Here is a 26,806-nt window from a genome sequence, read left to right as displayed (position 1 = left end):
CCATGATGCTCATCGCAGTCGGTCCAAGCACCACAATGAACAGAGTGGGCAGAATGAAGAAGATGAGCGGAAAGAGCATCTTGACCGGCATCTTCATGGCGTGTTCCTCGGCGCGCTGGCGCCGCTTCACCCGCATGTCCTTGGCTTGTGCGTGCAGCACGCCGGCAATGGCGATGCCGTAGCTGTCCGCTTGGACGACGGCGCGAACGAAGCTCCGCAGGTCTGGGACGTCGACGCGCTGCGCCATGGCCAGGTACGCCTCCTTCCGGGACCGTCCCACCTGGATGTCCTGCAGCGTCCGAATGAGTTCGTCGGCAAGCGGACCCTTGCCATTCTGGCCAGCGCGCGCCATGGCAGTTTCGAAGCCGAGCCCGGCCTGAACTGAGATCAGCATCTGGTCCAGCGTGTCCGGCAGTTCCAGCTTGATCTGCTCGCGACGTTTCTGGGCATTGTTCCGGATCAAGATGTCGGGGACGAAGTAGGCAAGCGCCGTGACGCCCACCATCAGGAGGACGTTGGTGATGGTGGGGCTTCCGGCCACCAGCATGGTCCCCAGTACTGCTCCCGTTAGTGCCAACAACGGCTTGACCATGATGACGCGGCCCAGGGGCCAGTCCTTCGGCCGCCCTGCACCGGCAAGCTGCTTGTCCAGCCACGCGGCATAGCCCTTGGGGGTGACCCTTCGGCTGAGGGCCGCGAGCTGCCCAGCGGCGGACACCAAAGACCCGGCCGTCTCCGGGCGCCGCCCCAGGTTGGTTTGGATGTTTCGCAGGCCGGCACGGTCGCCGGTAAAGGCGAGCCACGTCATGAGGGACACCGGGGCGATGATGGCCAGGATGGCGGCATAAGCGATGGGATTCATAGTCTTCGTCCTCTCAGAACTTTGGTTTGATGAGGCGGCTGAGCCAGAATCCGCCGGCGGCCAGCAGAACGACGGCGGTGACGATCATCAGGAAGCCGGGAAACGTGGTGAGGAAGACCTTCGAATACAGCGGGTTGAACAGCGTGAGTCCGAAAAACATCACGATCGGCAGAGCCATGAGGACCAACGCCGACATACGTCCTTCCGCGCTGAGAGCCTTCACCTGGCCGCGTAGCTGGGTCCGGTCCCGGATGGTCTCACCCACGTTGTCCAGGACCTGCGCGAGGTCACCGCCTACCTCGCGGTGGATCTCGATGGCCCGGGTGATGGAGGCAAAGTCCTCGTTGGCGGTCCGCCGGGCCACGTCTGCCAGCGATTCCCCGAGGTCCCGACCGATCCGGGTCTCGTTGACCACCCGGCTGAGTTCTTCTTTCATGGGCGACTCGTTTTCCTCCGCGGCGGCGTCCACCGCCCGGAGCAGGCTGTGTCCGGCCCGCAGCCCCCCGGCCAACATTTGCAAGGCGTCCGGTACCTGCTCGGCGAACTTGCGGCGTCGGCGGGAGACCAGGACCTGCAGCAGGAGAAGGAGCCCGACCGGCGCCATCAACAGCAACAGGAAGGCCGGCACCAGCCCGCCCAGCAGGAACCCGATGACCGCGGCGACGAAGGCTGCGGCTCCGACGAACAGGAGGTAGTCACCGGGCTGCTTCTTCAGGCCCGCGCTGTCCAGCCGTTCCCGGCTGAGCAGGCCCGGGCCCCGGCCGCGGAGCTGCTGGTTGAGGGCAGTCACGGCATGGTCGGTCAGCTTCGTCAGGCCGGAGTTGTGGTTGGCCTGCAGCTCCGGACGTCGCCGCGAGAGGGGGACGCTGCGGGAGGCGAAGACGACGACGATCACGATGGCCAGGGCGGCGTAGACCAGGAGCAGGCCGCCGACAAACACCAGGGGAGAGAGTTCCACCGTTACCGCCCCCTCATCGCTGCGGCGCCGAAGACCGCCGGCGAGATCGGAATCCCGAGCTCGGCGAAGCGGTCGGTGAAGCGCGGGCGGACACCGGTGGGGATGGTCCGGCCCAGGAAGCGGCCGTTGCCGTCGACCCCGGCCGCGTAGTCGAACACGAACGCGTCCTGGAGCGTGACGACGTCGCCCTCCATGCCCTGAACCTCGGTGATGTGCGTGACCCGGCGCGAGCCGTCCCGGAGGCGGGTGATGTGCACGATCAGGTTCACCGCGGAGGCAACCTGTTCGCGGATGGCCCGCAGTGGCAGGTCCATCCCGGCCATCAGTACGAGGGTTTCCAACCGCGCGACGGCGTCCCGCGGCGAGTTGGCGTGGACGGTGGAGATGGACCCGTCGTGGCCGGTGTTCATGGCCTGCAGCATGTCCAGGGACTCGCCGCCGCGGACCTCGCCAACCACGATCCGATCCGGCCGCATGCGCAGCGAGTTGCGGACCAGATCGCGGATGGAGATCTCGCCCTTGCCTTCGATGTTGGGCGGACGGCTCTCCAGCCGGACCACGTGATCTTGCTGCAGCTGCAGTTCCACGGCGTCCTCGATGGTGACGATCCGGTCCGTGCTCGGGATGAACGAGGAGAGCACGTTCAGCAGGGTGGTCTTGCCGGTGCCGGTACCGCCGGAGACGATGATGTTCAGCCGCGCCTGCACGCACGCCTGCAGCAACTCGGCCATCTCGGGCGAGAGGCTGCCCATAGTGACCAGGTCGTGCACCGTCAGGGGGTCCCGGCCGAACTTGCGGATGGTCAGGGCGGGACCGTTGACCGCGAGTGGCGGAATGATGGCGTTGACGCGGGACCCGTCGGAGAGCCGGGCATCAACCAGGGGAGAGGACTCATCGATCCGGCGGCCAACGTTGGAGACGATCCTTTCGATCACCCGGCGCAATGCCTCGTCGGAGGTGAATTTGGCATCGGTGAGTTGAAGCCGTCCCTGGCGTTCCACGTAGATCTGGTCGAATCGGTTGACCATCACCTCGGTGACGGTCGGGTCGTCCAGGTACCGCTGGATGGGTCCGTGGCCCAGCACGTCGTCGGTGATGTCCCGGATCAGCCGCTGGCGTTCCGCCGCGGAGAGGGGAATCTGTTCCTCTTCGACGACGGCCTTGAGTTCTTCCTTGACGGACTGGTGCAGCTCGGCCTCGTCCACCGAGGAGTCCGTGATGCGGGAGCCGAGCCGTTCGAAGAGGGACGCGCTGGCCCGTTCCTTGAGGGCGTTGAGTGCCTCGCTGGCCACCGTTGCCGTCTGCTGCAGTTCGGCGGCGGGCTGCGCCTCCGCGGCGGTCTTGGCCTCGAGGATCCGGCCGAGGGTGGCCGGCGCGTTGGGGGCGGCGAAGACGTCGTCGTCGGGCTTGTTTGCTTCGGTGGGCCCGGGGACCCCGCGCAGTTGCTGGTACCGGTCCGCGAGGCTCATTGGACTACCGCCCTTCTGTGGAGTTGCTTGTGGGGCCGGGCGTCCCAGTCCGGCTTGAACCGGTCGACCAGGCGCCGCAGGCCCTTGAGTGCCGCGTCCCGGCTGTTGTCCTGGAGGATGGGGACGCCCTTGTTGGTGGAGAACGGCAGGGTCCGTGAGCGGGGGAGGACGACGTCGACCGGAGCGCCGATGGTGGCCTCGACGTCCTTGAGCGAGAGTCCCGCGCGGCGGTCGGCCATGTTGAGGACGATGTGCCGGTGGGCCGGCACCAGGTTCAACTCGTCGAGGATCTGGAACCCGGTCCGCAGTCCCCGGATGCTGGGGACGTCCATCCCGCAGATCCAGACTGCGTCGGTGGCCTGCTCCAACGTGGCCAGGACGTGCTCGCCCAGGCCCGGTGCGGTGTCGACCACGATGTAGCGGAATTCCTGCCGCAGCTGCTCCAGTAGGTGGCTGACATGGGCCGCGGTGATGCGGTCCATCTCAATCGGCGTCCGAGGGGCGCAGAGCGCGTAGATTCCGGCCGGATGGACCGTGAGGTAGGTCTTGAGGACCATGGAATCCTGGCTGGCCGCTCCCGCCACGGCGTCGGTGATGGTGAACTCAGGCTCGAGCAGCAGTCCGCTGGCCACGTCCCCGAACTGCAGGTCCAGGTCCACCACGACCACGCTCATCGGTGCGCTCTTGCCCAGCCCGACGGCGAGGTTGGTGGCCACCGTCGTCTTGCCGACGCCGCCCTTGGGTGACATCACGGCAATCACGCGGCCGGGGCCGTGGTCTGCGTGCTCAGTGGCCTGCGGACCCAGCCCCCGGCGCCGGCCGGCAGCGGCGAGGCTGGCCCGCTCGAGCATGACGCGGATGGTGTCGGGATCCGCGTCGGGATCCAGGAGATCCCGGACACCGGCACGCATGGCTTGGACCACGGTTTCGTGTTCTGCAGTGCAAGCCAGCACGACGCTGATCTCGGGGTATTGCAAGTCCATGACGGAGGCCAGTTTCAGCGAGTCGGCCACCGGGACGCCCGGTCCCAGGATGAGGACCTCCGGCGGTTCGCCGACCAACTGCTTCAGCATGTCGGCAGGTCCCTCGGGCAGGTAGTCCGCCTTGAAGACGTGTAGCTCGCCGTGCATTCCGTTGACGGCCAGACGGACCAGGCGTTCGAAGTCCGAATTCGGGGTGATGAGGACGAAGCGGCTCATTTGAACAGCCCTGCCGCATCCACCGTGCCGGTTCCGGCGTCCGGGGAATCCGAGGGTTCCTTGGACAGGTAGATCTTGCCGAACTCCGCCGCGAAGACGATCCGCTCAGCGTCAGCGCTGTTCCGCGCTAAGGTGATGAGGTAACCGCCGTCGCCGGAGGACTTCGACGACGTCGTCGAGGAAACCTGGCTTGCGCCGCCGCTATCCGAGGCCGTTCCGGACTGCGTCGCCGCGCCGTCGCTATACTGCGCCGCAGTGACCAGGACCTTGTGGAAGGTTTGCTGCGTGCGGCTGAGCTTGGCGCCGTCGGTGCCCGTGGCCGCCGATTCCAGTGAGAGGAAGACGCCGACCGTGTCGCCAGCCTTCAGAATGCCGCCGGCCACGCGTTCGATGGGTAGTTTGAGCGTGACCTCCTGCAACCCGGTGGGCACCTGGACCCGAGACGGGCCGAGGAACGAGGTTTCGTCGACCATGCGGCTCGAGAGCAACTGCTCACCCGGTTCCAGGGTGACCGCCGTGACCTTCGACCCCAGGGAGGAAAGATCGGTGATGGTGTTGTCCGCCACCGCAAGCTTCGGGACGTCCTTTTTCACCACCATGCCGGCCACCTTGTCCGCCGAGGTTCCGGCGGGAATTGCTTTCTGTACGACATACACGGATTCTGTTTCCGTTCCGGCGACAGCACGTTTATCGGCATTCTGTACATAGGAAACCAATAGGACTGTGCCAATGATGGCAACAAGTAGAGCCGCAATGCCCCCCAGCAGGCGTGTTCTCATTTCAACTCCTTAGAAATACTTATCGTGTGAGCGTTATTTCGACCGTTCCCAGGTCCGTGCCAGTGCCGGGACCAGTTTGGGTCGAATTAATGGTTTCGAATTTCACAAATTGACCGATGACGCAGCGCGCGTTGCCGGTGGTGCCGCCGTTGCCGCCGCCACCGTTTCCGCCGTGACCGTTGCCCCCGCCGTTGCCCCCGCCGGAGTTCACCGTGGTGCAGGCCAGGGAACTGTTCATCCCGGGGTCGGAGGCCGCGTTGCGGAACTCGTAAGGCGAGCCGTTCCCGAACTTCCAGCCCCAGATCTTGAAGGTGGCGTAGCCGATGATGTGGAAGTAACCGTTTTGGCCTTGGTTCGAGGCGTCATCGAAGACAGGGAAGGTGACCTTGACCTCACCACCGCCGGAGATTGTGTTGATCCATCCGGTCAGAACGGCGGCGCACTCCGTCGGCGGGTTGTTGCCGGGATCCGAACCGATCCGGTTACTGCCCGTCTGGGTGGTGGCGACGCAGGGCGAGCTTTGGTCCAGCCAGCCCCACCCGCCCGGGATTTCCGTGCCGGACGGGCCGGTGCAGGTACCGCCCGGCTTGTAGGAGATCTTCTGGACCTGGGCCGTGGCCGCGGCGGTGGATAGGTTGTAGCAGTTGTCCGAGATGGCCAACGGGAAAGCGGAACCCCCGAGGGGCGGCGCCCACGACGCGGTAGCGCCGGCACGGACGGTTGCGGGAGGAGCATTCAGGGCGCTGGCGAATAATTTGGTGAGGAAGCCCGCGCCGTTGGAGCCCAGGGTAGAGGTGACCACCCTGACCTGTCCGGGGACGGACAGGTCAACCGAATCGACGGCGGACGCGCCGTCGTTTGAGTTTGGTCCTGCAAGTTCCCGGGCCCACGTGAGCGCCTGTGACACGGTGCAGGTGCCGGCGGAGTGGCACCGTTGCGCTGCGGCAAGGGCTCCCGCGTCCGCGGCGTTCTGCAGCTGTGCGCGTTCCGCATAGATCTGTCCGGTGTCCACGGCCAGGGACCCTGCACCGATCAGGACAAACATCAGCAGCGCCACCATGACGCCGGCCGCGCCGCGTTCCTTGCCGTCCCGGGCCTGCTTTGGCCGCGCTAGCCGTGGCATCGCATGGCCCCCGTCCCGCGGACCGTCACGGAGCCGCCGAATATCCCGGTGAGGGAGTTCGCGGTGTAGCTGAGCGCCACCTGGGCGTTACCCGTTCCGCCAGTGGGGCAGGCGCCCGTGAAGGTGTAGCTGAAGCCGGCCGGGCTGAGCCCCGGTGCGCCCGCGACGGCGGCGGTCCGGGCGCGGGCCTGATCGTTGTAGATCGCCATGGTCCGTGCGGCCTCGCGGGCCGCCTGGGTAACGGAGATCTGCAGGTTGTAGGTGTAAGAAAACTCGACGATCCCGCCCACCAGGGCCAAAAGGATCGGTGCAACGAGGGCGAACTCGACGGCGGCCGCCCCGCGTTCACGGCCGGCCCGCCTAGGCGGGCGCGGGGGCTGGTTGCTGCGCTTCATAGGATCCCCCCAGGGAATAGATGCAGCGATGGGATGGACTGTGCCGCGCCCGCGTGGCGCGGACGCGGCACAGAGGTTGGTGCTGAGACCTGTTTGAGAGAAGTGGCCGGAAACCTACCGGGCCCATCCGTTGACAGTGGCGGCGAGCCCGTTGAACCAGCCGGAGAGGGCTGTACCGAAGGCCGTAACGGCGAGGATGATGCCGAAGGCGATGAAAGCCACCAGCAGCGAGTATTCAGTCGCCGTGGCACCCTTTTCGGATTCCAGCTTGCCCTTGACGCCGGCGATGAAAGAAAGCATTGAGACCATGAGACCAGTCATTGTATTAATCCTTTTCCAGAGTTTTTTGATATTTATCGAAACTCCGGCAAATCCCCCATTTGCTATTCGGTGGAGCGTCGATGCGACCACCATGGCACGGCAAATATCGGCCCGGCAATGATTTCAACTACTCGACTTCCGCACGTAAAAGAGCGCGTTTACGCAGGTATCCGGAGTGCTGTACTCAGTCCGACACGGCCCCGACGGTAAACTACTTGTTTTGCTAAGTCGGCTTACTTATTGGTGGGTGGGGGAGCCGACGACGGAAGCCTTAGGCGGAGAGCAGGATGACGGCCAGTGCGGCGGTCAGCATGGACGGCCCGAAGGCAACTTCCTTCGGCGTGTTTCCGCGGTTTTTCAGCACCAGCAGAGCGGCGGCGGCGCCGCCGGCCACAAAGCCCAGGGCGCCCCCGTAGAACAGGTGCGGCCAGCCTAGGTATCCCAAGTACAGCCCGAGGGGCGCGGACAGCTTTACGTCGCCCATTCCGATGCCATTGGGACTGATGAGAGCCAAGATGAAGTAGCAAACGAAGAGGATGACGAGGCCGATGATGCCCCGGAGCAGTGCCGGCCACTCCCCGGAGGTCATTGCGGAGCCCGTCAGGAGCACCAGGCCGACACCCAGGAGCGGGCCTACGAGGCGGTTGGGAAGGATATGGAATGAGAGATCAATTCGCGTCAATTCCACCGCGGCAATTGCCAGAAATAGATAGGCGGGTAATTCCGGTGCCGGGCCGAGGCGCCAGGCCAGTGCGCCGCAGAGCAGTCCCGCTGCGGCCGCCGTCGGCCATGCCCGGCGTGGAGACGAAACGGCGAACTGGGGGAGCGCACGGCGGGAGGCGGCCCGGGCTCCGAAGTCGAGAGCGACGCCGGCAATGGCGATCGCCAGGATAAAAAGTGCCGCTCCAGCCGCAGGAAGGTGTTCCGCCCCGGTCACGGTGGGAGCGGTCACGGGGCCTCCAGGGATCAAGTGCGGCGATGATGCCGCCCGGTTCTGCGCCACAGCTGGCCTGCGGGTGGCGGACAGTTCATTTTGACCCATGCCCACGGCTTCCGCTAATCTAGGTAGTCGTTGTGCGTGTCCTATCTCGATGGTGCGTGCCCGCAGAGAATCCGGTTGCAGGATAGCTACTCCGCGTGCACATTCGAGACCACAGGATGACTGGTTACATAGAGCCCTCACCTCTGTTCCGGTAGCGCATAGATAGTAGGTGCACCCCGCGTGACGCCTAAAACAAGAACGCCAGAACAAGAACGAGGCAAACACCGTGCGTACGTACACCCCGAAGCCCGGCGATATCAACCGCCAGTGGCACGTCATTGACGCCACCGACGTTGTCCTTGGTCGTCTTGCCAGCCAGACCGCAATCCTGCTGCGCGGCAAGCACAAGGCCACCTTTGCGTCCCACATGGACATGGGCGACTTCGTCATCATCATCAACGCTGAGAAGGTTGCCCTGACCGGCGCCAAGCTGGAGCAGAAGCGCGCTTACCGCCACTCCGGCTACCCGGGCGGCCTCACCTCCGTCAACTACGCGGAGCTGCTGGAAACCAACCCGGTCCGCGCCGTAGAGAAGGCCATCAAGGGCATGCTCCCGAAGAACTCCCTCGCTGCACAGCAGCTGGGCAAGCTGAAGGTTTACCGCGGTGCAGAGCACCCGCACGCCGCCCAGCAGCCCAAGACTTTCGAAATCACCCAGGTCGCCCAGTAGTCCTGGCCACCAAACAACTTTATTAATACAAGGAGAACCGTGGCTCAGAACGAAGAGACCACCGAAGCCGTCGAGGCTGAGGAAAACCTGACCAGCTACACCTCTGAGAGCGGCGCTGCTGACGCAGCCGCTCCCAAGAAGGAACGCCCGGCCCTGACCGTTGCCGGCGCAGCTGTTGGCCGCCGCAAGGAAGCCGTCGCACGCGTCCGCGTCGTCCCCGGCTCCGGCAAGTGGACCATCAACGGCCGCGAGCTGGCGAACTACTTCCCGAACAAGCTGCACCAGCAGGACGTCAACGAGCCCTTCAAGATCCTCGATCTGGAAGGCGCCTACGACGTCATCGCCCGCATCCACGGCGGTGGCCCCTCCGGCCAGGCCGGTGCACTGCGTCTCGGCATCGCCCGTTCGCTGAACGAGATCGACGTCGAGAACAACCGCGCCACCCTGAAGAAGGCCGGCTACCTCACCCGTGACGCCCGTGTCATCGAGCGTAAGAAGGCCGGTCTCAAGAAGGCCCGTAAGGCTCAGCAGTACTCCAAGCGCTAAACAGCGCCTTCCCGGTGTGTGGCCGCTGGCGCGACCACACACCGGGACCCGCGGCGCTGTCCAGCGCTCGGATCCCCAAGCGCTAAACAGCGCCTGCTTCGGAAGCCCGTCCCGCATGTGCGGGGCGGGCTTTCGTCGTTAACGGGCCGGGGACCCGACGTCGTATCCCGGGCCATCGACTAAACTCGGACACGATGTCTAGATTATTTGGAACAGATGGTGTCCGGGGCCTTGCGAATGGCCTGTTGACCGCGGAGCTGGCGATGCAGCTGGCACAGGCCGCCGCCGTCGTGCTCGGGCACGACCGCAACACGGGCCAGGGGCGGCCGCGCGCCGTCGTGGCCCGCGACCCGAGGGCCAGCGGCGAATTCATCGCCGCCGCCGTGGAGGCGGGGCTCTCCAGCTCCGGCATCGACGTCTACGACGCCGGTGTCCTCCCCACCCCGGCGGCCGCCTACCTTGTGGCGGACCTCAACGCCGACTTCGGCGTGATGATCTCCGCCTCGCACAACCCGGCCCCGGACAACGGCATCAAGTTCTTCGCCCGCGGCGGCCAGAAGCTCCCCGACGAGGTCGAGGACGCGATCGAGGCCAGGCTCGGCGAGGAGCCGCTCCGCCCTGTCGGTGCCGACGTTGGCCGCATCCAGCGCTTCTCCGACGCCGAGGACCGCTACATCGTCCATCTGCTCGGCACGCTTCCGCACCGCCTCGAAGGCCTCAAGGTCGTCGTGGACTGCGCCCACGGAGCAGCTAGCGGCTGTTCGCCCGAGGTGTTCAAGACCGCCGGCGCCGAAGTCATCACCATCGGCGCCGAGCCAGACGGCATCAACATTAACGACGGCGTCGGGTCCACCCACCTCTCCCCGCTTAAGGCGGCAGTCGTGGCGCACGGCGCGGACCTCGGCATCGCGCACGACGGCGACGCGGACCGCTGCCTGGCCGTTGACCATGAGGGCACCGAAGTCGACGGCGACCAGATCATGGCCATCCTCGCCCTGGCCCTCAAGGACGCCGGGAAACTCAAGGACGACGTCCTGGTAGCCACGGTCATGAGCAACCTCGGCCTGAAGCTCGCCCTCCGCGGCGCCGGCATCGAACTAAAGGAAACGGGTGTGGGGGACCGATACGTCCTCGAGGCCATGCGCGACGGCGGCTTCAGCCTGGGCGGCGAACAGTCCGGCCACGTCATTTTCGCCGATCACGCCACCACGGGCGACGGCGTCCTCACCGGCCTCCAGCTTGCCGCGCAGGTGGCCCTGACCGGGCGTCCGCTTAAGGACCTCGCCACGGTCATGACCAAGCTTCCCCAGGTGCTCATCAACGTCCGCGACGTGGACCGCAGCCGGGTCAACGGCGACGCGGCCGTTGCCGCCGCCGTGGAAGCGGCCGAGGCCACGCTCGGCGACACCGGCCGGGTTCTGCTGCGGCCCTCGGGTACCGAGCCGGTGGTTCGCGTCATGGTCGAAGCAGGGGACCACGAAACCGCAGAACGGGTGGCCGGGGAACTGGCCGAGGTAGTCCGGACCGAACTCGCATTGGCGCTGGCCGGCGACTAATCGGCGGTCCGTCCGCGATGGCCCGCGGGCCCGCCTCGATCAGAGGTAGGCCGGTGCGGCTTCCAGGCCGAAGTACTCCTCCAACGTGGGGACACCCCTGGCGGCCATGTCGCCGGCGGCCTCCACTCCGATGTAGCGCAGGTGCCAGGACTCGTAGTAGTAGCCGGTGGTCTCGTGGTACATCCACGGATACCGAACGATGAAGCCAAAACGGTGGGCGTTTGCCTTCGCCCAGACGGCCGCGGGCTGCTCGGCGAAGCAGGGCTGAAAGCTGCAGGCACCCCCGCCGTCGCCGATGTCAAACGACCAGCCCGTCTGGTGCTCGGAGAAGCCCGGCCGCGCGGATGCCGTGTCCGCCTCCGCCTGTCCCCTCGTCGCGACGTAGCCGTTATAGGTCGAGGTCTGGGTGACAAAAGACCGGTACCCGCTGGCCAGGGTCATCACTACGCCGGCCATTGCGGCCGCGGCGAACATCCGCTCTGCTGCCGCCGCCGTCGTGCTGTTCAGGAGGGCGGCCTCGCCGGACACCGCCAACCGGACAGCGGGCTGAACCAGATCCGGCGGGATAAAGGTTGCAGGGGAGAGCGGCCGGTGCTTGTTGACCACCACCCAGGGGCTGGCGGGATCCGTCAGGGAGTGCTGCGGCCCGGGAGCGGAAGCGGCCGGCGACGAGGGTGCCGGGGCGGTCGTCGACGGGGTAGCTGGCTCCGGGCTTTCCGAGGGATTCGCCGACGGAGTCGTTTTAGGGGAGGCGCTGACCGGGGCGGCAGCGGGCGTTGGTGGCACGCCCGTGCCGGACGCCGGCGCGGGTCCGGCGGAGGGCTCGCAGGCTGTCAGGGCGGCGGCGGTTATTGGGACGGCGGCCGCAGCCAGAAGGCTGCCGAAGCGACGTCGGCTCAGAAACCCCCGCCGTCTGTCCTCGCCCGCGTTATAGCCCACCCGTGCTAGACCTTGCGGAGCAGCATGCGGCGGATCGAGTGGTCAGCATCCTTCGTGAGCACCAGCTGGGCGCGTCCCCGGGTGGGGAGCACGTTTTCCACCAGGTTCGGCTCATTGATTCGCTTCCAGATCCCGCGGGCCGTCTCCTCGGCCTCGGCGTCTGAGAGCGTGGCGTACCGGTGGAAGTAGGACTCCGGCTGCGCGAACGCGGTGGTGCGCAGCTTGCGGAACCGGTCCACGTACCACTCCTCGATGTAGGAGGTCTTGGCGTCCACGTAAATCGAGAAGTCGAAGAAGTCGCTCAGCGCCAGGCCCTGCCGGCCGTCATACCGCGGGCGGGCGGGGGCGAGGACGTTGAGGCCCTCCACGATCAGCACATCGGGCCGGCGGACGACGACTTCCTTGCCGGGGACGATGTCGTAGGTGACGTGGGAGTACCACGGGGCCCGGACTTCCTCCGCTCCGCCCTTGACCTCACTGACGAAGCGCAGGAGGGCGCGGCGGTCGTAGGACTCCGGAAACCCCTTGCGGTCCAGCAACTGCCGCCGCTTGAGCTCCGCCAGGGGGTAGAGGAAACCGTCCGTCGTGATGAGTTCCACGTTGGGGGTGCCGGGCCAGCGGCGCAGCATTTCACGCAGTACACGGGCGATGGTGGACTTGCCCACGGCCACCGAACCGGCGACGCCGATCACGAAGGGGGTGCGGCGGGTCGTCTCGCCCAGGAATGTGGTGGTGGCCGCGTGCAGTTGGTTGGCCGCCTCGACGTAGAGGTGGAGTAGCCGGGAGAGCGGGAGGTACACCTCGCGGACCTCCCGCATGTCCAGTGGGTCGCCGAGGCCGCGGAGCCGGAGGACGTCCTCCTCGTTGAGGGGCTGCTCCATTTGGGCAGCGAGCCGGGACCAGGTCTGCCGGTCCAGCTCCACGAACGGGGAGACGCCCTCGCCGTTCGCATCATTGCGTTGCGAAGTCACCCTAGAGATTCTGCCCTCGCGGGCGCCCAGAGCGAAATGCGCGCGCCGTGACGGCTGGCGCTCCGGGCGTAGCGATCCTGAGTGCAGCCTTAAAACCAGATAAGCTGGTGCCCATGTGTGGAATCGTTGGATATGTAGGCCGCCCGAGTGGCCAGGTAAGTACCGAGCACCAGGCCCTGGACGTCGTCCTCGAAGGTCTGCGCCGGCTGGAGTACCGCGGATACGACTCCGCAGGTATCGCCGTGGTCGCCGATGGCGCGATCTCCTCGCGGAAGAAGTCCGGCAAGCTCAGCAACCTCATCGCCGAACTTGAAGCCAACCCGCTGCCGGATGCGACCACCGGCATTGGCCACACCCGGTGGGCCACCCACGGCGGTCCGACCGACCAGAACGCACACCCGCACCTGTCCGACGGCGGCAAGCTGGCGCTGATCCACAACGGCATCATCGAGAACTTCGCCGAACTCAAGCAAGAACTGCTGGAGAAGGGCGTGACCTTCCAGTCGGAGACCGATACCGAGGTTGCCGCCGCCCTACTCGGCGACATCTACCGCAACCAGCTCGGCGGCGACAACGCCAACGGCGGCCTGACCAAGGCCATGCAGCTCGCCTGCCAGCGGCTCGAGGGCGCCTTCACGCTGCTTGCCGTGCACGCCGACCAGCCCGACGTCGTTGTGGCCGCCCGCCGCAACTCCCCGCTAGTGGTGGGCCTGGGCGAAGGCGAGAACTTCCTCGGCTCCGACGTCTCCGGCTTCATCGACTACACCCGCCGCGCCGTGGAACTCGGCCAGGACCAGATCGTCACCATCACCGCCGACTCCGTAGAGATCACAGACTTCTTCGGCGCCCCGGCCGAGGGCAAGGAATACCACGTCAACTGGGATCCGGCCTCCGCAGAGAAGGGCGGCTTCCCGTCCTTCATGGAGAAGGAAATCCACGACCAGCCCGACGCCGTGCTGCAGACCCTGCTGGGCCGCTCCGACGTCGACGGCAAGCTGACCCTGGACGAGCTGCGGATCGACCCCGAGCTGCTCAAGAGCGTCGACAAGATCATCGTGCTCGCCTGCGGTACCTCCGCCTACGCCGGCCAGGTCGCCAAGTACGCCATCGAGCGCTGGTGCCGGATCCCCACGGAGGTCGAGCTCTCGCACGAGTTCCGCTACCGTGACCCGATCGTGGACGCCCAGACCCTGATCGTCTCGATCTCCCAGTCCGGCGAGACCATGGACACCCTGATGGCGGTCCGCTACGCCAAGGAACAGGGCGCCAAAACGGTGGCCATCTGCAACACCAACGGCTCCACCATCCCGCGCGAATCCGACGCCGTGCTCTACACGCACGCCGGCCCGGAAATCGCCGTCGCCTCCACCAAGGCCTTCCTCGCCCAGATCACCGCCGCCTACCTGCTGGGCCTCTACCTCGCCCAGCTGCGCGGTAACAAGTTCCAGGGCGAAATCAAGGACATCCTCTCCGACCTGGGCAAGATCCCGGAGAAGGTCCAGTCCATTCTCGACGACGCGTCCCGGATCAAGGAGCTCGGCGAGTCCATGGTCGACGCCAAGTCCGTGCTGTTCCTGGGCCGCCACGTCGGGTTCCCAGTCGCCATGGAAGGTGCGCTCAAGCTCAAGGAGCTTGCCTACATCCACGCCGAGGGCTTCGCCGCCGGCGAGCTCAAGCACGGCCCGATCGCCCTGATCGAAGAGGGCCAGCCGGTGTTCGTGGTGGTCCCGTCCCCGCGCGGCCGCGACTCCCTGCACGCCAAGGTGGTCTCCAACATCCAGGAAGTCCGCGCCCGAGGTGCCAAGACGATCGTCATCGCCGAAGAGGGCGACGACGCGGTCAAGGCGTTCGCCGAGCACGTCATCTACATCCCGGAAACCCCCACGTTGCTGGCGCCGCTGCTGACCACCGTCCCGCTGCAGATCTTCGCGCTGGCCCTCGCCAGCGCGAAGGGCTACGACGTGGACCAGCCGCGGAACCTCGCCAAGAGCGTGACCGTAGAATAGCCGCATGATCGTAGGCATTGGCGTAGACGTCGTAGACATCGAGCGGTTTGGGCGGCAACTGGAGCGCACCCCCGGGTTGCGGGACAGGCTGTTCGTCCCGGCCGAGCGGGAGCTGAACACCCGTTCCCTGGCCGCCCGGTTTGCCGCCAAGGAAGCCGTCGCCAAGGTCTTGGGCGCCCCGGCCGGTATGAACTGGCAGGACTGCTGGATCGGCTTAGACCAGAACGGGCCCACGGTGCAGGTCAAGGGCACCGTGCTGGCCGTGGCCCAGTCGAAGGGCGTCAAGCGCTGGCACCTGTCCATCAGCCACGACGGCGGGATCGCCACCGCCACGGTGATCGCCGAAGGTTAGGCCATGATCAGCGCCCATACCGGAACGCACATCCGGGACGTCGAAAGGCGGTTCCTGGAAGCAGCTGCGGACCCCGGCATGGGCGCTGTTCTCATGCAACGGGCCGCCTACGGGTTGGCCACTGCCGTGGTGCGTGAGTTGCGGGGCCGCGGGCGCCGTCTCTACGGAGGCAGCGTCACCGTTCTCACAGGCAAGGGAAACAACGGCGGGGACGGCCTCTTCGCCGCGGCCCTGTTGGCCCGCCGCGGCATGAGGACGACGGCGGTACTCACCGCCGGCGACGCCCACCCGGAGGCCTTGGCCGCCTTCCACGCTGCCGGCGGCCGGTCCATCGCCCTGCCGGACTCAGGTGAGGCCGCCGCCGGGCTGGCGCGCCGGGCCGCGGGTTCCGACATCGTCATCGACGCTATCCTCGGCACCGGAGCCCGCGGCGGCCTGCAGGGTTCGACGGTGCGGCTCCTTGAACTGCTGTCCGGCGAGATCCGGGACCAGCGTGACCGCAGGCTGGAGCCCGGGGCCGGAGCCCTCGTGGTCGCCTGCGATATCCCCAGCGGCATCGACGCGGACACCGGCGAAGCGCACGGCACCGTCCTGGCCGCCGATCTGACCGTGACGTTCGGCGCCCCCAAGGCCGGACTCCTGGCCGACCCCGGCGCGGACCACGCCGGCCGGATCGTGACGGTGCCCATCGGCGTCGAGAACGGCCTTGGCCTCCCGTCCGTGCGCCGGCTGCAGGCCCCGGACCTGGCGGCGCTCCTGCCGCACCCGGGCCGCCGGGAACAGAAATACTCCCGCGGCGTCCTCGGCGTGGTCGCCGGCTCGGAGCGGTACCCCGGCGCCGCCGTCCTCGCCTGCCGCGGCGCCCTCGCCGCCGGCGTCGGCATGGTCCGCTACGTCGGGCCGCCGGCGGTCGCCGACCTGGTCCGGCACGCCTGCCCCGAGGTGGTCTGCGGCCAGGACACCGACGTGCGTGTCCAGGCCTGGCTCCTCGGCTCCGGACTCGACGACGGCGCCGGGGAGCAGCTTGACCGGGTCCGGGCCGCTGCCGCCGCCGGGCTGCCGGTCGTGGCGGACGCCGGCGCCCTTCCCGTCCTGCCCCGCGAGCTGACCGGTCAGACCGTGCTGACACCCCACGCCGGAGAACTGGCCACCCTCCTGAGCCGCTACGGCGCCGGCGGGGAACGCACCGCCGTCGAGGCCGCGCCGCTGGCCAGTGCCCGGCACTCGGTGTCCCTGACCGGCGCAACGGTGCTGCTCAAGGGTGCGACCACCCTGGTGGCGGCCCCGTCCGGTGCGGTGTTCAGCCAGGCCGAGGCCACCCCCTGGATGGCCACGGCGGGCAGCGGCGACGTCCTGGGCGGCATCCTGGGCGCCCTGATGGCCCAGCTGGCGGACGATCCGGGCCACTTCGCCGCCGCCGGAATCGCGGCCGCGGACCGCTGGGCCGCCCTCGGCGCCATGGCCGCCAGCCTGCATGGCCGGGCCGGGACACTCGCCAGCCGCGGCGGCCCCATCACGGCCACCGATATCGCCCGCACGCTCCCGGAGGTCATGGCCGCGCTGTAACACAACCGACCCCGCCGCGTCTTGGTAATTTAGTAACCCTGCTTACAAGTAGTCTGTCTAGAGATAGTCCGCATCGCACGAGGAGTACACATGGAAGTTTGGCCCGGTACGGCATACCCGCTGGGAGCCACGTTCGACGGCACCGGCACCAATTTTGCACTGTTCAGCGAACAGGCTGAGCGGGTGGAGCTTTGCCTCCTGGCCGACGACCTCACCGAAACGCGGATCGAACTCACCGAGGTGGACGGCTACGTCTGGCACTGCTACCTGCCCATGGTCCAGCCGGGCCAACGCTACGGCTTCCGCGTCCACGGGCCCTACGACCCGGCCAACGGCAACCGGTTCAACCCGAACAAACTCCTCCTGGACCCGTACGCCAAGGCCATCAAGGGCCAGATCGACTGGGACCCGGCCCTCTTCTCCTACGAGTTCGGCGACCCGGATTCCACCAATGACGCGGACTCCGCGCCGCACACCATGCACGGCGTGGTCATCAACCCCTTCTTCGAATGGGACGGCGACCGCCAGCTGCGCGTGCCCTACCATGAATCGGTCATCTACGAGGCGCACGTGAAGGGCCTGACCGAGCTGCACCCGGACATCCCCGAGGAGCAGCGCGGCACCTACGCCGGCGTGGCGCACCCCGCCGTCGTCGAACACCTCAAGAAGCTCGGCGTCACCGCCATCGAGCTTATGCCCGTGCACCAGTTCGTCAACGACGGCACCTTGGTAGAGAAGGGCCTGAATAACTACTGGGGCTACAACACCATCGGCTTCTTCGCCCCGCAGAACACCTACAGCTCCGCCGGGGACGGCGGCCTCCAGGTCCAGGAGTTCAAGGCCATGGTCCGGGACCTGCACCGTGCCGGCATCGAGGTCATCCTCGACGTGGTCTACAACCACACCGCCGAGGGCAACCACCTGGGACCCACGCTCTCCTTCAAGGGCATCGACAACCAGGCCTACTACCGCCTGGTGGACGGCGACCTCAAGCACTACATGGACTACACCGGCACCGGTAACTCCCTGAACGTCCGGCACCCGCACTCGCTGCAGCTCCTGATGGACTCGCTGCGCTACTGGGTCACCGAGATGCACGTTGACGGCTTCCGCTTCGACCTCGCCTCCACCCTGGCCCGCGAGTTCTACGACGTCGACAAGCTGTCCACCTTCTTCGAACTCATTCAGCAGGACCCGATCGTCTCCCAGGTCAAGCTCATCGCCGAGCCCTGGGACGTCGGCCCCGGCGGCTACCAGGTGGGCAACTTCCCTCCGCAGTGGACCGAATGGAACGGCAAGTACCGGGATACCGTGCGCGACTTCTGGCGCGGCGAACCCTCCACCCTGGGCGAATTCGCGTCCCGGCTGACCGGCTCCGCGGACCTCTACGAGAGCTCCGCCCGCCGGCCCGTGGCCTCCATCAACTTCGTCACCGCACACGACGGCTTCACCATGCGGGACCTCGTGTCCTACAACGAGAAGCACAACGAGGCCAACGGCGAGGGCAACAACGACGGCGAATCCCACAACCGCTCCTGGAACTGCGGCATCGAGGGGGACACCGACGACGAGACCGTACTGGCACTGCGCGCCCGCCAGCAGCGCAACTTCATCGCCACCCTTCTGCTCTCCCAGGGCGTCCCCATGCTGCTGCACGGCGACGAACTCGGCCGCACCCAGCAGGGCAACAACAACACCTACTGCCAGGACTCCGAGCTCAGCTGGGTCCACTGGGAGGCGATGGACCAGCCGCTGGTGGAATTCACCGCTTTCGTGAACAAACTCCGCCACGACCACCCCACCTTCCGCCGCAGCCGTTTCTTCGACGGCCGCCCGGTGGTACGCGGCGAGGGTGAGAAGCTGCCGGATATCGTCTGGCTCAAGACCGACGGAACGGGCATGCTCCCGGAGGACTGGGGGAGCGGCTTCGGCCGGACCATCGGTGTGTTCCTCAACGGCCACGGCATCCAAGAACAGGACTCCCGAGGCCGGCGGATCACCGACGACAGCTTCCTCTTGGCCTTCAACGCCCACGACGACGGCGTCGACTTCGTCCTTCCGCCGGACGAGTACTCCCCGAACTGGGAGGTCCTCATCGACACCGCAGCCCAGGCCGACGACTACGAGCCGCTGAAGGCCGGGACCACCCTGACCCTCGCCGCCAAATCCATGGTGGTGCTGCGCGCCTACACAGGCCCCGAGGTGGAGGTCGACTACTCGGCCGCCGCATCGCTGGCCGCCCGCGCCGCCGATGAGGAAGCCCAGGAAGAGATGGTTCAGGCCCAGACCAAGGCCGCTGACGAGAGCGAAGCGAAGGCCACCCAGGCATGAAAACACCGATCTCCACGTACCGGCTGCAAATCCGGTCCGGCTTTACCCTGCAGGACGCCGCCGCCCAGGTCCCGTACCTGAAGTCGCTCGGTGTCGACTGGATCTACCTCTCACCCATCCTGACCGCGGAGAAAGGATCGGACCACGGCTACGACGTCACCGACCCGTCCGCCGTGGGTCCCGACCGCGGCGGCCCCGAGGGCCTCACCGCGGTCTCCCGCGCCGCCCGCGAGGCAGGCATGGGCGTGCTGGTTGACATCGTGCCCAACCACGTCGGCGTCGCCACCCCGGTCCAGAACCCGTGGTGGTGGTCCCTGCTCAAGGAAGGCCGCCAGTCGCCCTACGCCCCGGCGTTCGACGTCGACTGGGACTTCGGCGGCGGACGCATCCGCATCCCCGTCCTCGGTGAGGACTCCGACGTCGACGTCCTGGAGGTCCGCGACGGCGAACTCCGGTACTACGACCACCGGTTCCCCCTGGCAGCCGGGACCTACTCCGCCGGGGATGATCCCCGCGAGGTCCACGACCGTCAGCACTACGAACTGGTGGGCTGGCGCCGCGCCGACAACGAGCTGAACTACCGCCGCTTCTTCGCGGTCAACACCCTCGCCGGGATCAAGGTCGAGGACCCGAAAGTCTTCGACGAGGCGCACGAGGAGATTGTCCGCTGGTTCCGAGAGGACCTGGTGGACGGGCTCCGCATCGACCACCCGGACGGCCTGGCAGACCCGGGCGGCTACCTGCACCGGCTCCGTGAGGCCACCGGCGGGGCGTACCTGCTGATCGAGAAGATCCTGGAACCGGGCGAGGAACTGCCTGCCGGGTTCGAAGCCGAGGGCACCACGGGGTACGACGCGCTCGCGGACGTGGACCGGCTCTTCGTGGATCCGGCCGGCCAGGCGGGCCTGGATGCCCTGGACGCGTCGCTGCGCGACGGCCGGGTCCCCGATTACGAAGACATGATCCGCGGCACCAAGCGCCGCATCACCGACGGCATCCTGCACTCTGAGATGCTCCGCCTCGCCCGGCTGGTCCCGGCGGACGCGGGCCTGACCGTGGACGCCGCGGCGGACGCCCTCTCCGAGATCATTGCAGCCTTCCCGGTCTACCGCAGCTACCTCCCCGAAGGGGAAGACGTACTGAGGGAAGCGTGCGACCTCGCCGTCGAGCGCCGGCCGGATCTCAAGGACGCCGTTCGAACCCTGCTGCCGCTGCTGCTGCAGGCCGGTCCCGACGCCGGTGAGGAACTGGGCCGCCGCTTCCAGCAGACCTCCGGCATGGTGATGGCGAAGGGCGTCGAGGACACGGCCTTCTTCCGGTACACCCGGCTGGGCACCCTCACCGAGGTCGGCGCGGACCCCACCGAATTCGCGGTCTCCGTGGACGACTTCCACACGCGGATGGCACGCCGGCAGGAGCGCCTGCCGCTGTCCATGACGACGCTCAGCACCCACGACACCAAGCGCAGCGAGGACACCCGCGCCCGGATCACGGTGCTCGCCGAATGCCCCGCCGAATGGAGTGCGGCTCTGGGACGGCTGCAGCAGCTCGCCCCATTGCCCGATGGCCCGCTGGCGAACCTGCTCTGGCAGGCCATCGCCGGAGTCTGGCCGGCGGACAGGGACCGGTTGCAGTCCTACGCGCAGAAGGCCGCCCGGGAAGCGGGGAACTCCACCGACTGGCTGGACCCGAACGAGGAGTTCGAGACCAAGCTGACCGCCGCGGTCGATGCCGCCTTCGACAACCCGGCCGTTCGTGCCGAACTGGATTCACTGGTCGAATGGCTGGACCCGCGGGGCGCCGTCAACGCGCTCGGCGCCAAGCTCGTCCAGCTCACCATGCCCGGCGTCCCGGACGTCTACCAGGGCACCGAGTTCTGGGACCGGTCCCTGACCGACCCGGACAACCGGCGTCCATTCGACTTCGGCGCCCGCCGGGCCGCCCTGGCGCGGCTGGACGGCGGCGACCTGCCGGACTCCTACCGCGACGACGACGCCAAACTCCTGGTCACCTCCCGAGCGCTGCGCCTGCGCCGCGACCGGCAGGACCTCTTCACCGGCTACACGCCGCTGCAGGCCACCGGTCACGCCGCCGGCCACGTCGTCGCCTTCGACCGCGGGCAGGACGCCCCGGGCGCCGTCACCGTCGCCACCCGCCTGCCCCACGGCCTGGAGCAGCGCGGCGGCTGGCAGGACACGGCCCTTGAGCTCGCCGTGCCGATGACCGACCAGCTCACCGGCCGGTCCTTCGAACCCGGCTCCGTGGCGGTGGGGGATCTCCTCCGCCACTTCCCGGTGGCCCTCCTCGCCCCGACCGCATGAGCCCTTCACAGTCCCACGCCAACCCAGGGGGAACGGCAATGACACTGCCCACAGACGGATCCGCGCGCTTCGACATCTGGGCGCCGGAGGCCAAGGACGTCGTCCTGCTCGCAGGCGGCCAGCGCTACACCATGACCCGCGCAGCCTCAGGCCCCGAGGGCTGGTGGACGGCGGCGGACGCGCCGGCCGGCGGCGACGTCGACTACGGCTACCTCCTCGACGGCGACGACAGCCCGCTGCCGGACCCGCGCTCCCGCCGGCAGCCCGAGGGCGTCCACTCCCTCTCCCGGACCTTCGACCCCCGTGCACACCAGTGGGCCGACGGCGGCTGGTCCGGCCGGGAACTGCAAGGCAGCGTCATCTATGAGCTGCACCTGGGCACCTTCACCCCCGAGGGAACCCTCGACGCCGCCGCCGGAAAACTCGACTACCTCGCCGACCTCGGCGTCGACTTCGTCGAACTGCTGCCGGTCAACGGCTTCAACGGCACCCACAACTGGGGCTACGACGGCGTCCTCTGGTACGCCGTGCACGAGGGCTACGGCGGGCCGGCCTCCTACCAGCGCTTCGTCGACGCCGCCCACGCCGCCGGGCTGGGCGTCATCCAGGACGTGGTCTACAACCACCTCGGCCCCAGCGGCAACTACCTGCCCCGCTTCGGCCCGTACCTGAAGTCCGGCGAAGGCAACACCTGGGGCGACTCGGTCAACCTCGACGGGCCCGGCTCCGACGTCGTCCGCTCTTACATCCTGGACAACGCCGCCATGTGGATGCGCGACTACCACGTCGACGGCCTCCGGCTAGACGCCGTGCACGCCTTCAAGGACGAACGCGCCGTCCACCTGCTGGAGGACTTCGGCGCGCTCGCCGACGCCGTCGCCGCCGAAACCGGCCGGCCCGCCACCATGATTGCCGAATCCGACCTGAACAACCCGCGCCTGCTCTACCCCCGGGACGCGAACGGCTACGGGCTGGCCGGGCAGTGGAGCGACGACTTCCACCACGCCGTGCACGTCAACGTCAGCGGCGAAACCACCGGCTACTACGAGGACTTCGGGTCCCTCGGAGCACTGGCGAAGGTGCTGGAGAAGGGCTTCTTCCACGACGGGAGCTACTCCAGCTTCCGGGAACGGCACCACGGCCGGCCGATCAACACCGGCCTGGTCCACCCCGCCGCCTTGGTGGTCTGCAATCAGAACCATGACCAGATCGGCAACCGGGCCACAGGCGACCGGCTTTCCCAGACCCTGGGCTACGGGCAGTTGGCCCTCGCCGCCGTCGCCACCCTCACCGCCCCGTTCACCCCGATGCTGTTCATGGGTGAGGAATACGGAGCCAGCACGCCCTGGCAGTTCTTCACCTCCCACCCGGAACCGGACCTGGGCAAGGCCACCGCCGAGGGCCGGATTAAGGAATTCGAACGCATGGGTTGGGACCCCGACGTCGTCCCCGACCCCCAAGACCCGGAGACGTTCACCCGCTCCAAGCTGAACTGGGCCGAGGCCTCCGAGGGAGACCACGCCCGGCTGCTGGACCTCTACCGGGAACTCATCGCCCTGCGACGCTCGACGCCGGACCTCACCGACGGCGGGTTCGCGGACACCGCAGTCGACTTCAGCCAGGACGAAGGCTGGCTGCTGCTGCGCCGCGGCGGCACCGAGGTCGCCCTGAACTTCTCCGCCGAGGCCCGGACCGTGTCCGTCACCGGGTCTTCCCTGGGGCTCGCCACGGACGACGCCGTCGCCCTCGACGGCGGGAGGCTGAGCCTGCCCGGCCACAGCGCCGGTATCGTCTCGTCCGGGAAATAACGCCAGCACGGAAGGAAACCCATGACCTACACCGCAGCGGAAAACCGCTACGACACGATGCCCTACCGCCGGGTCGGGCGCAGCGGCCTGAAACTGCCGGCCATCTCGTTGGGCCTGTGGCACAACTTCGGCGACGACAAGCCCTTCGAGGTACAGCGGGACATCCTGCGCCGCGCCTTCGACCTGGGCGTCACGCACTTCGATCTGGCCAACAACTACGGCCCGCCCTACGGCAGCGCCGAAACCAACTTCGGCCGGCACTTCCGGGACGACTTCGCCCCGTACCGCGACGAGCTGATCATCTCCAGCAAAGCCGGCTACGACATGTGGCCCGGTCCCTACGGCAACTGGGGCTCCCGCAAGTACCTGCTGGCCAGCCTGGACCAGTCGCTGGGCCGGATGGGCCTGGACTACGTGGACATCTTCTACAGCCACCGCCCGGACCCGGAGACCCCGCTGGAGGAAACCATGGGCGCCCTGGACCAGGCGGTCCGCTCCGGGAAGGCCCTCTACGCCGGCATCTCCTCCTACACCCCGGAACAGACCCTGGAAGCGGCCCGGATCCTGAAGGACCTCGGCACGCCCCTGCTGATCCACCAGCCCAGCTACTCGATGCTGAACCGATGGACCGAGAACGGCAGCCCGAGCCTGCACGAGGCGCTGGAGCAGGTGGGGGCCGGGTCCATCGCGTTCTCACCCCTGGCCCAGGGCATGCTCACCGACCGTTACCTCAACGGGGTCCCCGAAGACTCCCGCGCCGCCCAGCACAAGTCGCTGGACACGGACATGATCAGCGAGGAGAACCTGGACCGGGTGCGCGGGCTCAACCGGATCGCCGAGGGCCGCGGCCAGACCCTGGCCCAAATGGCCATCGCCTGGATCCTGCGCGACCAGCGCAAGGGCGCCCCGGTCACCTCCGCGCTCGTCGGGGCCTCCAGCGTCCGGCAGCTTGAGGACAGCCTCGCCGCGATCAACAAGCTCGACTTCAGTGCCGAGGAACTGGACGCCATCGACGAGTTCGCCGTCGAGTCCGACATCAACCTCTGGGCCCAGAAGTAACCGGTCCGTTATCGAAACGGTGCCGCGGACGGGAACAAACCCCGCCCGCGGCACCGTTGACTAGAATGCAAGGACGCCGCACGGCGTCGTGCCCGCTTCTTCGCCGTCCCCTCGCGGTACGGCCTCGCCGGGCACCTGTTGGTTCTCTAAGGGAGTTTCGTGTCTGCAAATCCGATTCGTGTTGCAATCGTGGGCGTGGGTAACTGCGCCACCTCGCTGGTCCAGGGTGTCGAGTACTACCGGGACGCCGATCCCGAGGCCACGATCCCGGGTCTGATGCACGTCCAGTTCGGCAAGTACCACGTCAACGACGTGCAGTTCGTGGCGGCGTTCGACGTCGACGGCAAGAAGGTGGGCCAGGACCTCTCCGCCGCCATCCTCGCCAGCGAAAACAACACCATCAAGATCGCGGACGTCCCGCCGACCGGTGTCACCGTCCAGCGCGGTCCCACCCTCGACGGCCTCGGCAAGTACTACCTCGAGACCATCGAGCAGTCCCCGGAGGAGCCGGTCGACGTCGTCCAGGCCCTCAAGGACGCCCAGGTGGACGTCATGGTCTGCTACCTGCCCGTCGGCTCGCAGGAAGCTGCCGAGTTTTACGCCCAGTGCGCCATCGACGCCGGCGTCGCCTTCGTCAACGCCCTGCCGGTCTTCATCGCCGGAACCAAGAAGTGGGCGGACAAGTTCACCGAGGCCGGCGTCCCGATCGTGGGCGACGACATCAAGAGCCAGATCGGTGCCACCATCACCCACCGCGTGATGGCCAAGTTGTTCGAGGACCGCGGCGTAACCCTGGACCGCACCTACCAGCTGAACGTCGGCGGCAACATGGACTTCAAGAACATGCTGGAACGCGACCGGCTCGAGTCCAAGAAGATCTCCAAGACCCAGGCCGTGACCTCCAACGTCGAGGCCGACCTCGCAGCGCGCGACGTGCACATCGGCCCGTCCGACTACGTGCAGTGGCTGGACGACCGCAAGTGGGCCTTCGTCCGCCTCGAGGGCCGGAACTTCGGCGACGCCCCGGTGTCGCTGGAGTACAAGCTGGAGGTCTGGGACTCGCCCAACTCCGCCGGCGTGATCATCGACGCTGTCCGCGCCGCCAAGATCGGCCTGGACCGCGGCATCGGAGGTCCGCTGCTCTCCGCCTCCAGCTACTTCATGAAGTCCCCGCCGGAGCAGTTCAACGACGACCTCGGCCGTGAAAAGGTCGAGGCCTTCATCCGCGGAGACCTGGAGCGCTAAAGCCCTTCCCCGCCTCCGGACGCTCCCTCAGATCCGGCCCGTTTCACCACGATGCTCCCGCACTTCCGGTGCGGGAGCGTTGTGTTTTCCTGCCGGAGGGACTTTCCTGTCCGCACGCTCCCTCACGATTGGCGGGTTTCGTTAGGACGCTCCCTCACGATTGGCGGGTTCCGTTGGACGCCCTCTCACGATCGGCGGGTTCCGTTGGGACGCTCCCTCAAATCGACATCAAAAGCCGGCGGCGGTTGACGGGCTAACGTATGCGCTGCGTAGGACACGTTTGATTTTGGACGTCGCGGCAACGAAACCGTCGGCGAGGTCTTCTTTAGTCAAAAGGATCACTGCCCAGCCGGCCGCTTCAAAGGCCTTATCTCGGCGTCGATCGCTGAAGATTTGGGCGGGCTCCAGGTGATGACCACCGTCGTACTGGATCGCGAGGCGCCGACGCCGGTACCCGAGGTCGGCCGTCGGGGTTGCGGAACTACCCGGGTGCAGTTCTATTTGAAGCTCCGGTTCAGGAAGCCCGGCGTCGCACATCGCGAGGCGAAGGAGGGTCTCAGGTCCTGAGTCTGCTCCGACGCGCATTAACTCCAAAGCTATTCGGGCCCGGACGATTCCCTGAAGATTCGGATGGCGACCCAGCATCAACCGCAATCCGGCGAGGGACGCGAACGGCTCGCTCCGTCCCTCCAGGTTGAACCGGGGGACACGAACGAGCTCGTCCCCCATGCAGACCAGCTCAGGCAGGTTCAAGCGTTTGGCCAGGTCGAGCCACGTCCGGGAGCGCGTGCTGATCCGGATGTCATCAACGGTCTCGACCTCGTCGTCGAAGGCAACAACCGTGTGTCCAACAATTCCTTTCCGACGGACTTCCGGGAGCGCGCGGGGCTTGCTCAGGTGTAACTCCTCGGAATCCGAGAGCCACAGGGGCAAGAGTTGGCCGCGAAGCCGAGCGGCCGTGACGTGTGAGATCCACGCCCCGGGGGAGGCCTCGGACAACGCGCGGGCGGCCGACTCCAGCTCGAAGCTCCAACTTGCGGGCCGGTAGAGCCCCCGACTGATGTGCCGGACATCCGGCTGCCGCAACCTGGCTCTCGTCACTCCCAACGACATCGCAGAAGTAAGGGTGAACGGTCTGGCCTCCAACGACTCCGGCAACTCTCTTCGTGCGCGCATGCTGGCATTGTGGACGACTTGGACAAGCTTTGGAGAAGTTATCCACAGCCGTCTAAGAAGCCGCGACGGACGTGACGGAGCGTTTCGTCGGTCGGTGCCGGACGTGAGGGAG

General features: G+C 67.2%; 23 protein-coding genes. 11 read left to right on the top strand and 12 right to left on the bottom strand.

The window, feature by feature from the left end; all coding sequences use genetic code 11:
• The 9 genes from AB0305_RS07620 to AB0305_RS07580 form a co-directional block, all read right to left on the bottom strand.
• The coding region (locus AB0305_RS07620) for a type II secretion system F family protein (RefSeq protein ID WP_366172308.1) at nucleotides 1-862 on the bottom strand (862 nt) is incomplete at its 3' end.
• Nucleotides 863-875: 13 nt separating this feature from the next.
• Nucleotides 876-1,820 carry a type II secretion system F family protein gene (locus AB0305_RS07615; protein WP_364133304.1) on the bottom strand — a complete coding sequence of 315 codons (945 nt, stop codon included), beginning with the start codon at nucleotides 1,818-1,820 and terminating at the stop codon, nucleotides 876-878.
• Between the two features lie 2 nt (nucleotides 1,821-1,822).
• Nucleotides 1,823-3,289: a CpaF family protein gene (locus AB0305_RS07610; protein ID WP_364133301.1), complete on the bottom strand. Its 1,467-nt coding sequence runs from the start codon at nucleotides 3,287-3,289 to the stop codon at nucleotides 1,823-1,825.
• A complete protein-coding gene (locus tag AB0305_RS07605; protein ID WP_364133299.1) occupies nucleotides 3,286-4,488 on the bottom strand; it encodes an AAA family ATPase in 1,203 nt (400 codons plus the stop codon). Before AB0305_RS07605 ends, AB0305_RS07610 begins: the two co-directional genes overlap by 4 nt.
• A complete protein-coding gene (locus AB0305_RS07600; protein WP_366172305.1) occupies nucleotides 4,485-5,144 on the bottom strand; it encodes an RcpC/CpaB family pilus assembly protein in 660 nt (219 codons plus the stop codon). Before AB0305_RS07600 ends, AB0305_RS07605 begins: the two co-directional genes overlap by 4 nt.
• A 142-nt stretch (nucleotides 5,145-5,286) precedes the next feature.
• On the bottom strand, nucleotides 5,287-6,390 hold the full coding sequence (locus tag AB0305_RS07595) for a pilus assembly protein TadG-related protein (RefSeq protein WP_364133295.1): 1,104 nt from the start codon (nucleotides 6,388-6,390) through the stop codon (nucleotides 5,287-5,289).
• Nucleotides 6,378-6,785, bottom strand: coding sequence for a TadE/TadG family type IV pilus assembly protein (locus tag AB0305_RS07590; RefSeq protein ID WP_364133292.1), 408 nt, complete (start codon nucleotides 6,783-6,785; stop codon nucleotides 6,378-6,380). Before AB0305_RS07590 ends, AB0305_RS07595 begins: the two co-directional genes overlap by 13 nt.
• A gap of 114 nt (nucleotides 6,786-6,899) precedes the next feature.
• Nucleotides 6,900-7,106, bottom strand: a complete 207-nt coding sequence (locus AB0305_RS07585) for a Flp family type IVb pilin (protein WP_364133290.1) — start codon at nucleotides 7,104-7,106, stop codon at nucleotides 6,900-6,902.
• A gap of 271 nt (nucleotides 7,107-7,377) precedes the next feature.
• On the bottom strand, nucleotides 7,378-8,058 hold the full coding sequence (locus tag AB0305_RS07580; RefSeq protein WP_364133287.1) for a prepilin peptidase: 681 nt from the start codon (nucleotides 8,056-8,058) through the stop codon (nucleotides 7,378-7,380).
• A 316-nt stretch (nucleotides 8,059-8,374) separates the two neighbouring features.
• Here AB0305_RS07580 and rplM point away from each other — a divergent pair, with 316 nt between their 5' ends.
• From rplM to glmM, 3 genes are all read left to right on the top strand, one after another.
• The gene (gene rplM, locus AB0305_RS07575; RefSeq protein ID WP_043454696.1) at nucleotides 8,375-8,818 is read left to right on the top strand and encodes a 50S ribosomal protein L13; all 444 of its coding nucleotides are present in this window, start codon (nucleotides 8,375-8,377) and stop codon (nucleotides 8,816-8,818) included.
• A gap of 39 nt (nucleotides 8,819-8,857) precedes the next feature.
• Nucleotides 8,858-9,364, top strand: coding sequence for a 30S ribosomal protein S9 (gene rpsI / locus AB0305_RS07570; RefSeq protein ID WP_290255887.1), 507 nt, complete (start codon nucleotides 8,858-8,860; stop codon nucleotides 9,362-9,364).
• A gap of 194 nt (nucleotides 9,365-9,558) precedes the next feature.
• Nucleotides 9,559-10,920 carry a phosphoglucosamine mutase gene (gene glmM / locus AB0305_RS07565; protein ID WP_364133282.1) on the top strand — a complete coding sequence of 454 codons (1,362 nt, stop codon included), beginning with the start codon at nucleotides 9,559-9,561 and terminating at the stop codon, nucleotides 10,918-10,920.
• 39 nt (nucleotides 10,921-10,959) lie between these two features.
• Here glmM and AB0305_RS07560 read toward each other — a convergent pair whose 3' ends face one another.
• Nucleotides 10,960-11,757 (bottom strand): M15 family metallopeptidase, encoded by a 798-nt coding sequence (locus AB0305_RS07560; RefSeq protein ID WP_364134637.1) that lies wholly within the window; start codon nucleotides 11,755-11,757, stop codon nucleotides 10,960-10,962.
• Between the two features lie 107 nt (nucleotides 11,758-11,864).
• Nucleotides 11,865-12,830 carry a type I pantothenate kinase gene (coaA, locus tag AB0305_RS07555; protein ID WP_364133280.1) on the bottom strand — a complete coding sequence of 322 codons (966 nt, stop codon included), beginning with the start codon at nucleotides 12,828-12,830 and terminating at the stop codon, nucleotides 11,865-11,867.
• Between the two features lie 113 nt (nucleotides 12,831-12,943).
• Between coaA and glmS the strand changes: the two genes are divergently transcribed.
• From glmS to AB0305_RS07515, 8 genes are all read left to right on the top strand, one after another.
• Nucleotides 12,944-14,836, top strand: a complete 1,893-nt coding sequence (glmS, locus tag AB0305_RS07550) for a glutamine--fructose-6-phosphate transaminase (isomerizing) (protein WP_364133278.1) — start codon at nucleotides 12,944-12,946, stop codon at nucleotides 14,834-14,836.
• A 4-nt stretch (nucleotides 14,837-14,840) separates the two neighbouring features.
• Nucleotides 14,841-15,188, top strand: a complete 348-nt coding sequence (locus AB0305_RS07545) for a holo-ACP synthase (RefSeq protein ID WP_290255883.1) — start codon at nucleotides 14,841-14,843, stop codon at nucleotides 15,186-15,188.
• Nucleotides 15,189-15,191: 3 nt separating this feature from the next.
• Nucleotides 15,192-16,754, top strand: a complete 1,563-nt coding sequence (locus AB0305_RS07540; protein ID WP_364133275.1) for an NAD(P)H-hydrate epimerase — start codon at nucleotides 15,192-15,194, stop codon at nucleotides 16,752-16,754.
• A 90-nt stretch (nucleotides 16,755-16,844) separates the two neighbouring features.
• On the top strand, nucleotides 16,845-19,085 hold the full coding sequence (gene glgX / locus AB0305_RS07535) for a glycogen debranching protein GlgX (protein ID WP_364133272.1): 2,241 nt from the start codon (nucleotides 16,845-16,847) through the stop codon (nucleotides 19,083-19,085).
• On the top strand, nucleotides 19,082-21,406 hold the full coding sequence (treY, locus tag AB0305_RS07530) for a malto-oligosyltrehalose synthase (RefSeq protein WP_364133270.1): 2,325 nt from the start codon (nucleotides 19,082-19,084) through the stop codon (nucleotides 21,404-21,406). The genes glgX and treY overlap by 4 nt, the downstream gene beginning before the upstream one ends.
• A 38-nt stretch (nucleotides 21,407-21,444) precedes the next feature.
• Nucleotides 21,445-23,214, top strand: a complete 1,770-nt coding sequence (treZ, locus tag AB0305_RS07525) for a malto-oligosyltrehalose trehalohydrolase (protein WP_364133267.1) — start codon at nucleotides 21,445-21,447, stop codon at nucleotides 23,212-23,214.
• 21 nt (nucleotides 23,215-23,235) lie between these two features.
• Entirely contained in the window at nucleotides 23,236-24,273 is a 1,038-nt protein-coding gene (mgrA, locus tag AB0305_RS07520; protein ID WP_290255878.1) for an L-glyceraldehyde 3-phosphate reductase, read from the top strand.
• 159 nt (nucleotides 24,274-24,432) lie between these two features.
• Nucleotides 24,433-25,518, top strand: coding sequence for an inositol-3-phosphate synthase (locus AB0305_RS07515; RefSeq protein ID WP_290255877.1), 1,086 nt, complete (start codon nucleotides 24,433-24,435; stop codon nucleotides 25,516-25,518).
• Between the two features lie 228 nt (nucleotides 25,519-25,746).
• Here the strand turns inward: AB0305_RS07515 and AB0305_RS07510 are convergent, their stop codons facing one another.
• A complete protein-coding gene (locus tag AB0305_RS07510; protein WP_364133263.1) occupies nucleotides 25,747-26,694 on the bottom strand; it encodes a hypothetical protein in 948 nt (315 codons plus the stop codon).
• Between the last annotated feature and the right edge of the window lie 112 nt (nucleotides 26,695-26,806).

The organism is Arthrobacter sp. NPDC080086, assembly GCF_040702285.1.
This window is presented reverse-complemented; position numbering and strand designations above follow the sequence as displayed.

Bases quoted from the DNA above. Each gene is read 5' to 3' on its own strand.
- AB0305_RS07610 (WP_364133301.1), bottom strand. From the start codon at position 3,289: ATGAGCCTCGCGGACCGGTACCAGCAACTGCGCGGGGTCCCCGGGCCC.
- AB0305_RS07605 (WP_364133299.1), bottom strand. From the start codon at position 4,488: ATGAGCCGCTTCGTCCTCATCACCCCGAATTCGGACTTCGAACGCCTG.
- AB0305_RS07590 (WP_364133292.1), bottom strand. From the start codon at position 6,785: ATGAAGCGCAGCAACCAGCCCCCGCGCCCGCCTAGGCGGGCCGGCCGT.
- AB0305_RS07595 (WP_364133295.1), bottom strand. From the start codon at position 6,390: ATGCCACGGCTAGCGCGGCCAAAGCAGGCCCGGGACGGCAAGGAACGC.
- AB0305_RS07540 (WP_364133275.1), top strand. From the start codon at position 15,192: ATGATCAGCGCCCATACCGGAACGCACATCCGGGACGTCGAAAGGCGG.
- mgrA (WP_290255878.1), top strand. From the start codon at position 23,236: ATGACCTACACCGCAGCGGAAAACCGCTACGACACGATGCCCTACCGC.
- AB0305_RS07585 (WP_364133290.1), bottom strand. From the start codon at position 7,106: ATGACTGGTCTCATGGTCTCAATGCTTTCTTTCATCGCCGGCGTCAAG.
- glmM (WP_364133282.1), top strand. From the start codon at position 9,559: ATGTCTAGATTATTTGGAACAGATGGTGTCCGGGGCCTTGCGAATGGC.
- AB0305_RS07510 (WP_364133263.1), bottom strand. From the start codon at position 26,694: ATGCGCGCACGAAGAGAGTTGCCGGAGTCGTTGGAGGCCAGACCGTTC.
- treZ (WP_364133267.1), top strand. From the start codon at position 21,445: ATGACACTGCCCACAGACGGATCCGCGCGCTTCGACATCTGGGCGCCG.
- glgX (WP_364133272.1), top strand. From the start codon at position 16,845: ATGGAAGTTTGGCCCGGTACGGCATACCCGCTGGGAGCCACGTTCGAC.
- AB0305_RS07545 (WP_290255883.1), top strand. From the start codon at position 14,841: ATGATCGTAGGCATTGGCGTAGACGTCGTAGACATCGAGCGGTTTGGG.
- treY (WP_364133270.1), top strand. From the start codon at position 19,082: ATGAAAACACCGATCTCCACGTACCGGCTGCAAATCCGGTCCGGCTTT.
- glmS (WP_364133278.1), top strand. From the start codon at position 12,944: ATGTGTGGAATCGTTGGATATGTAGGCCGCCCGAGTGGCCAGGTAAGT.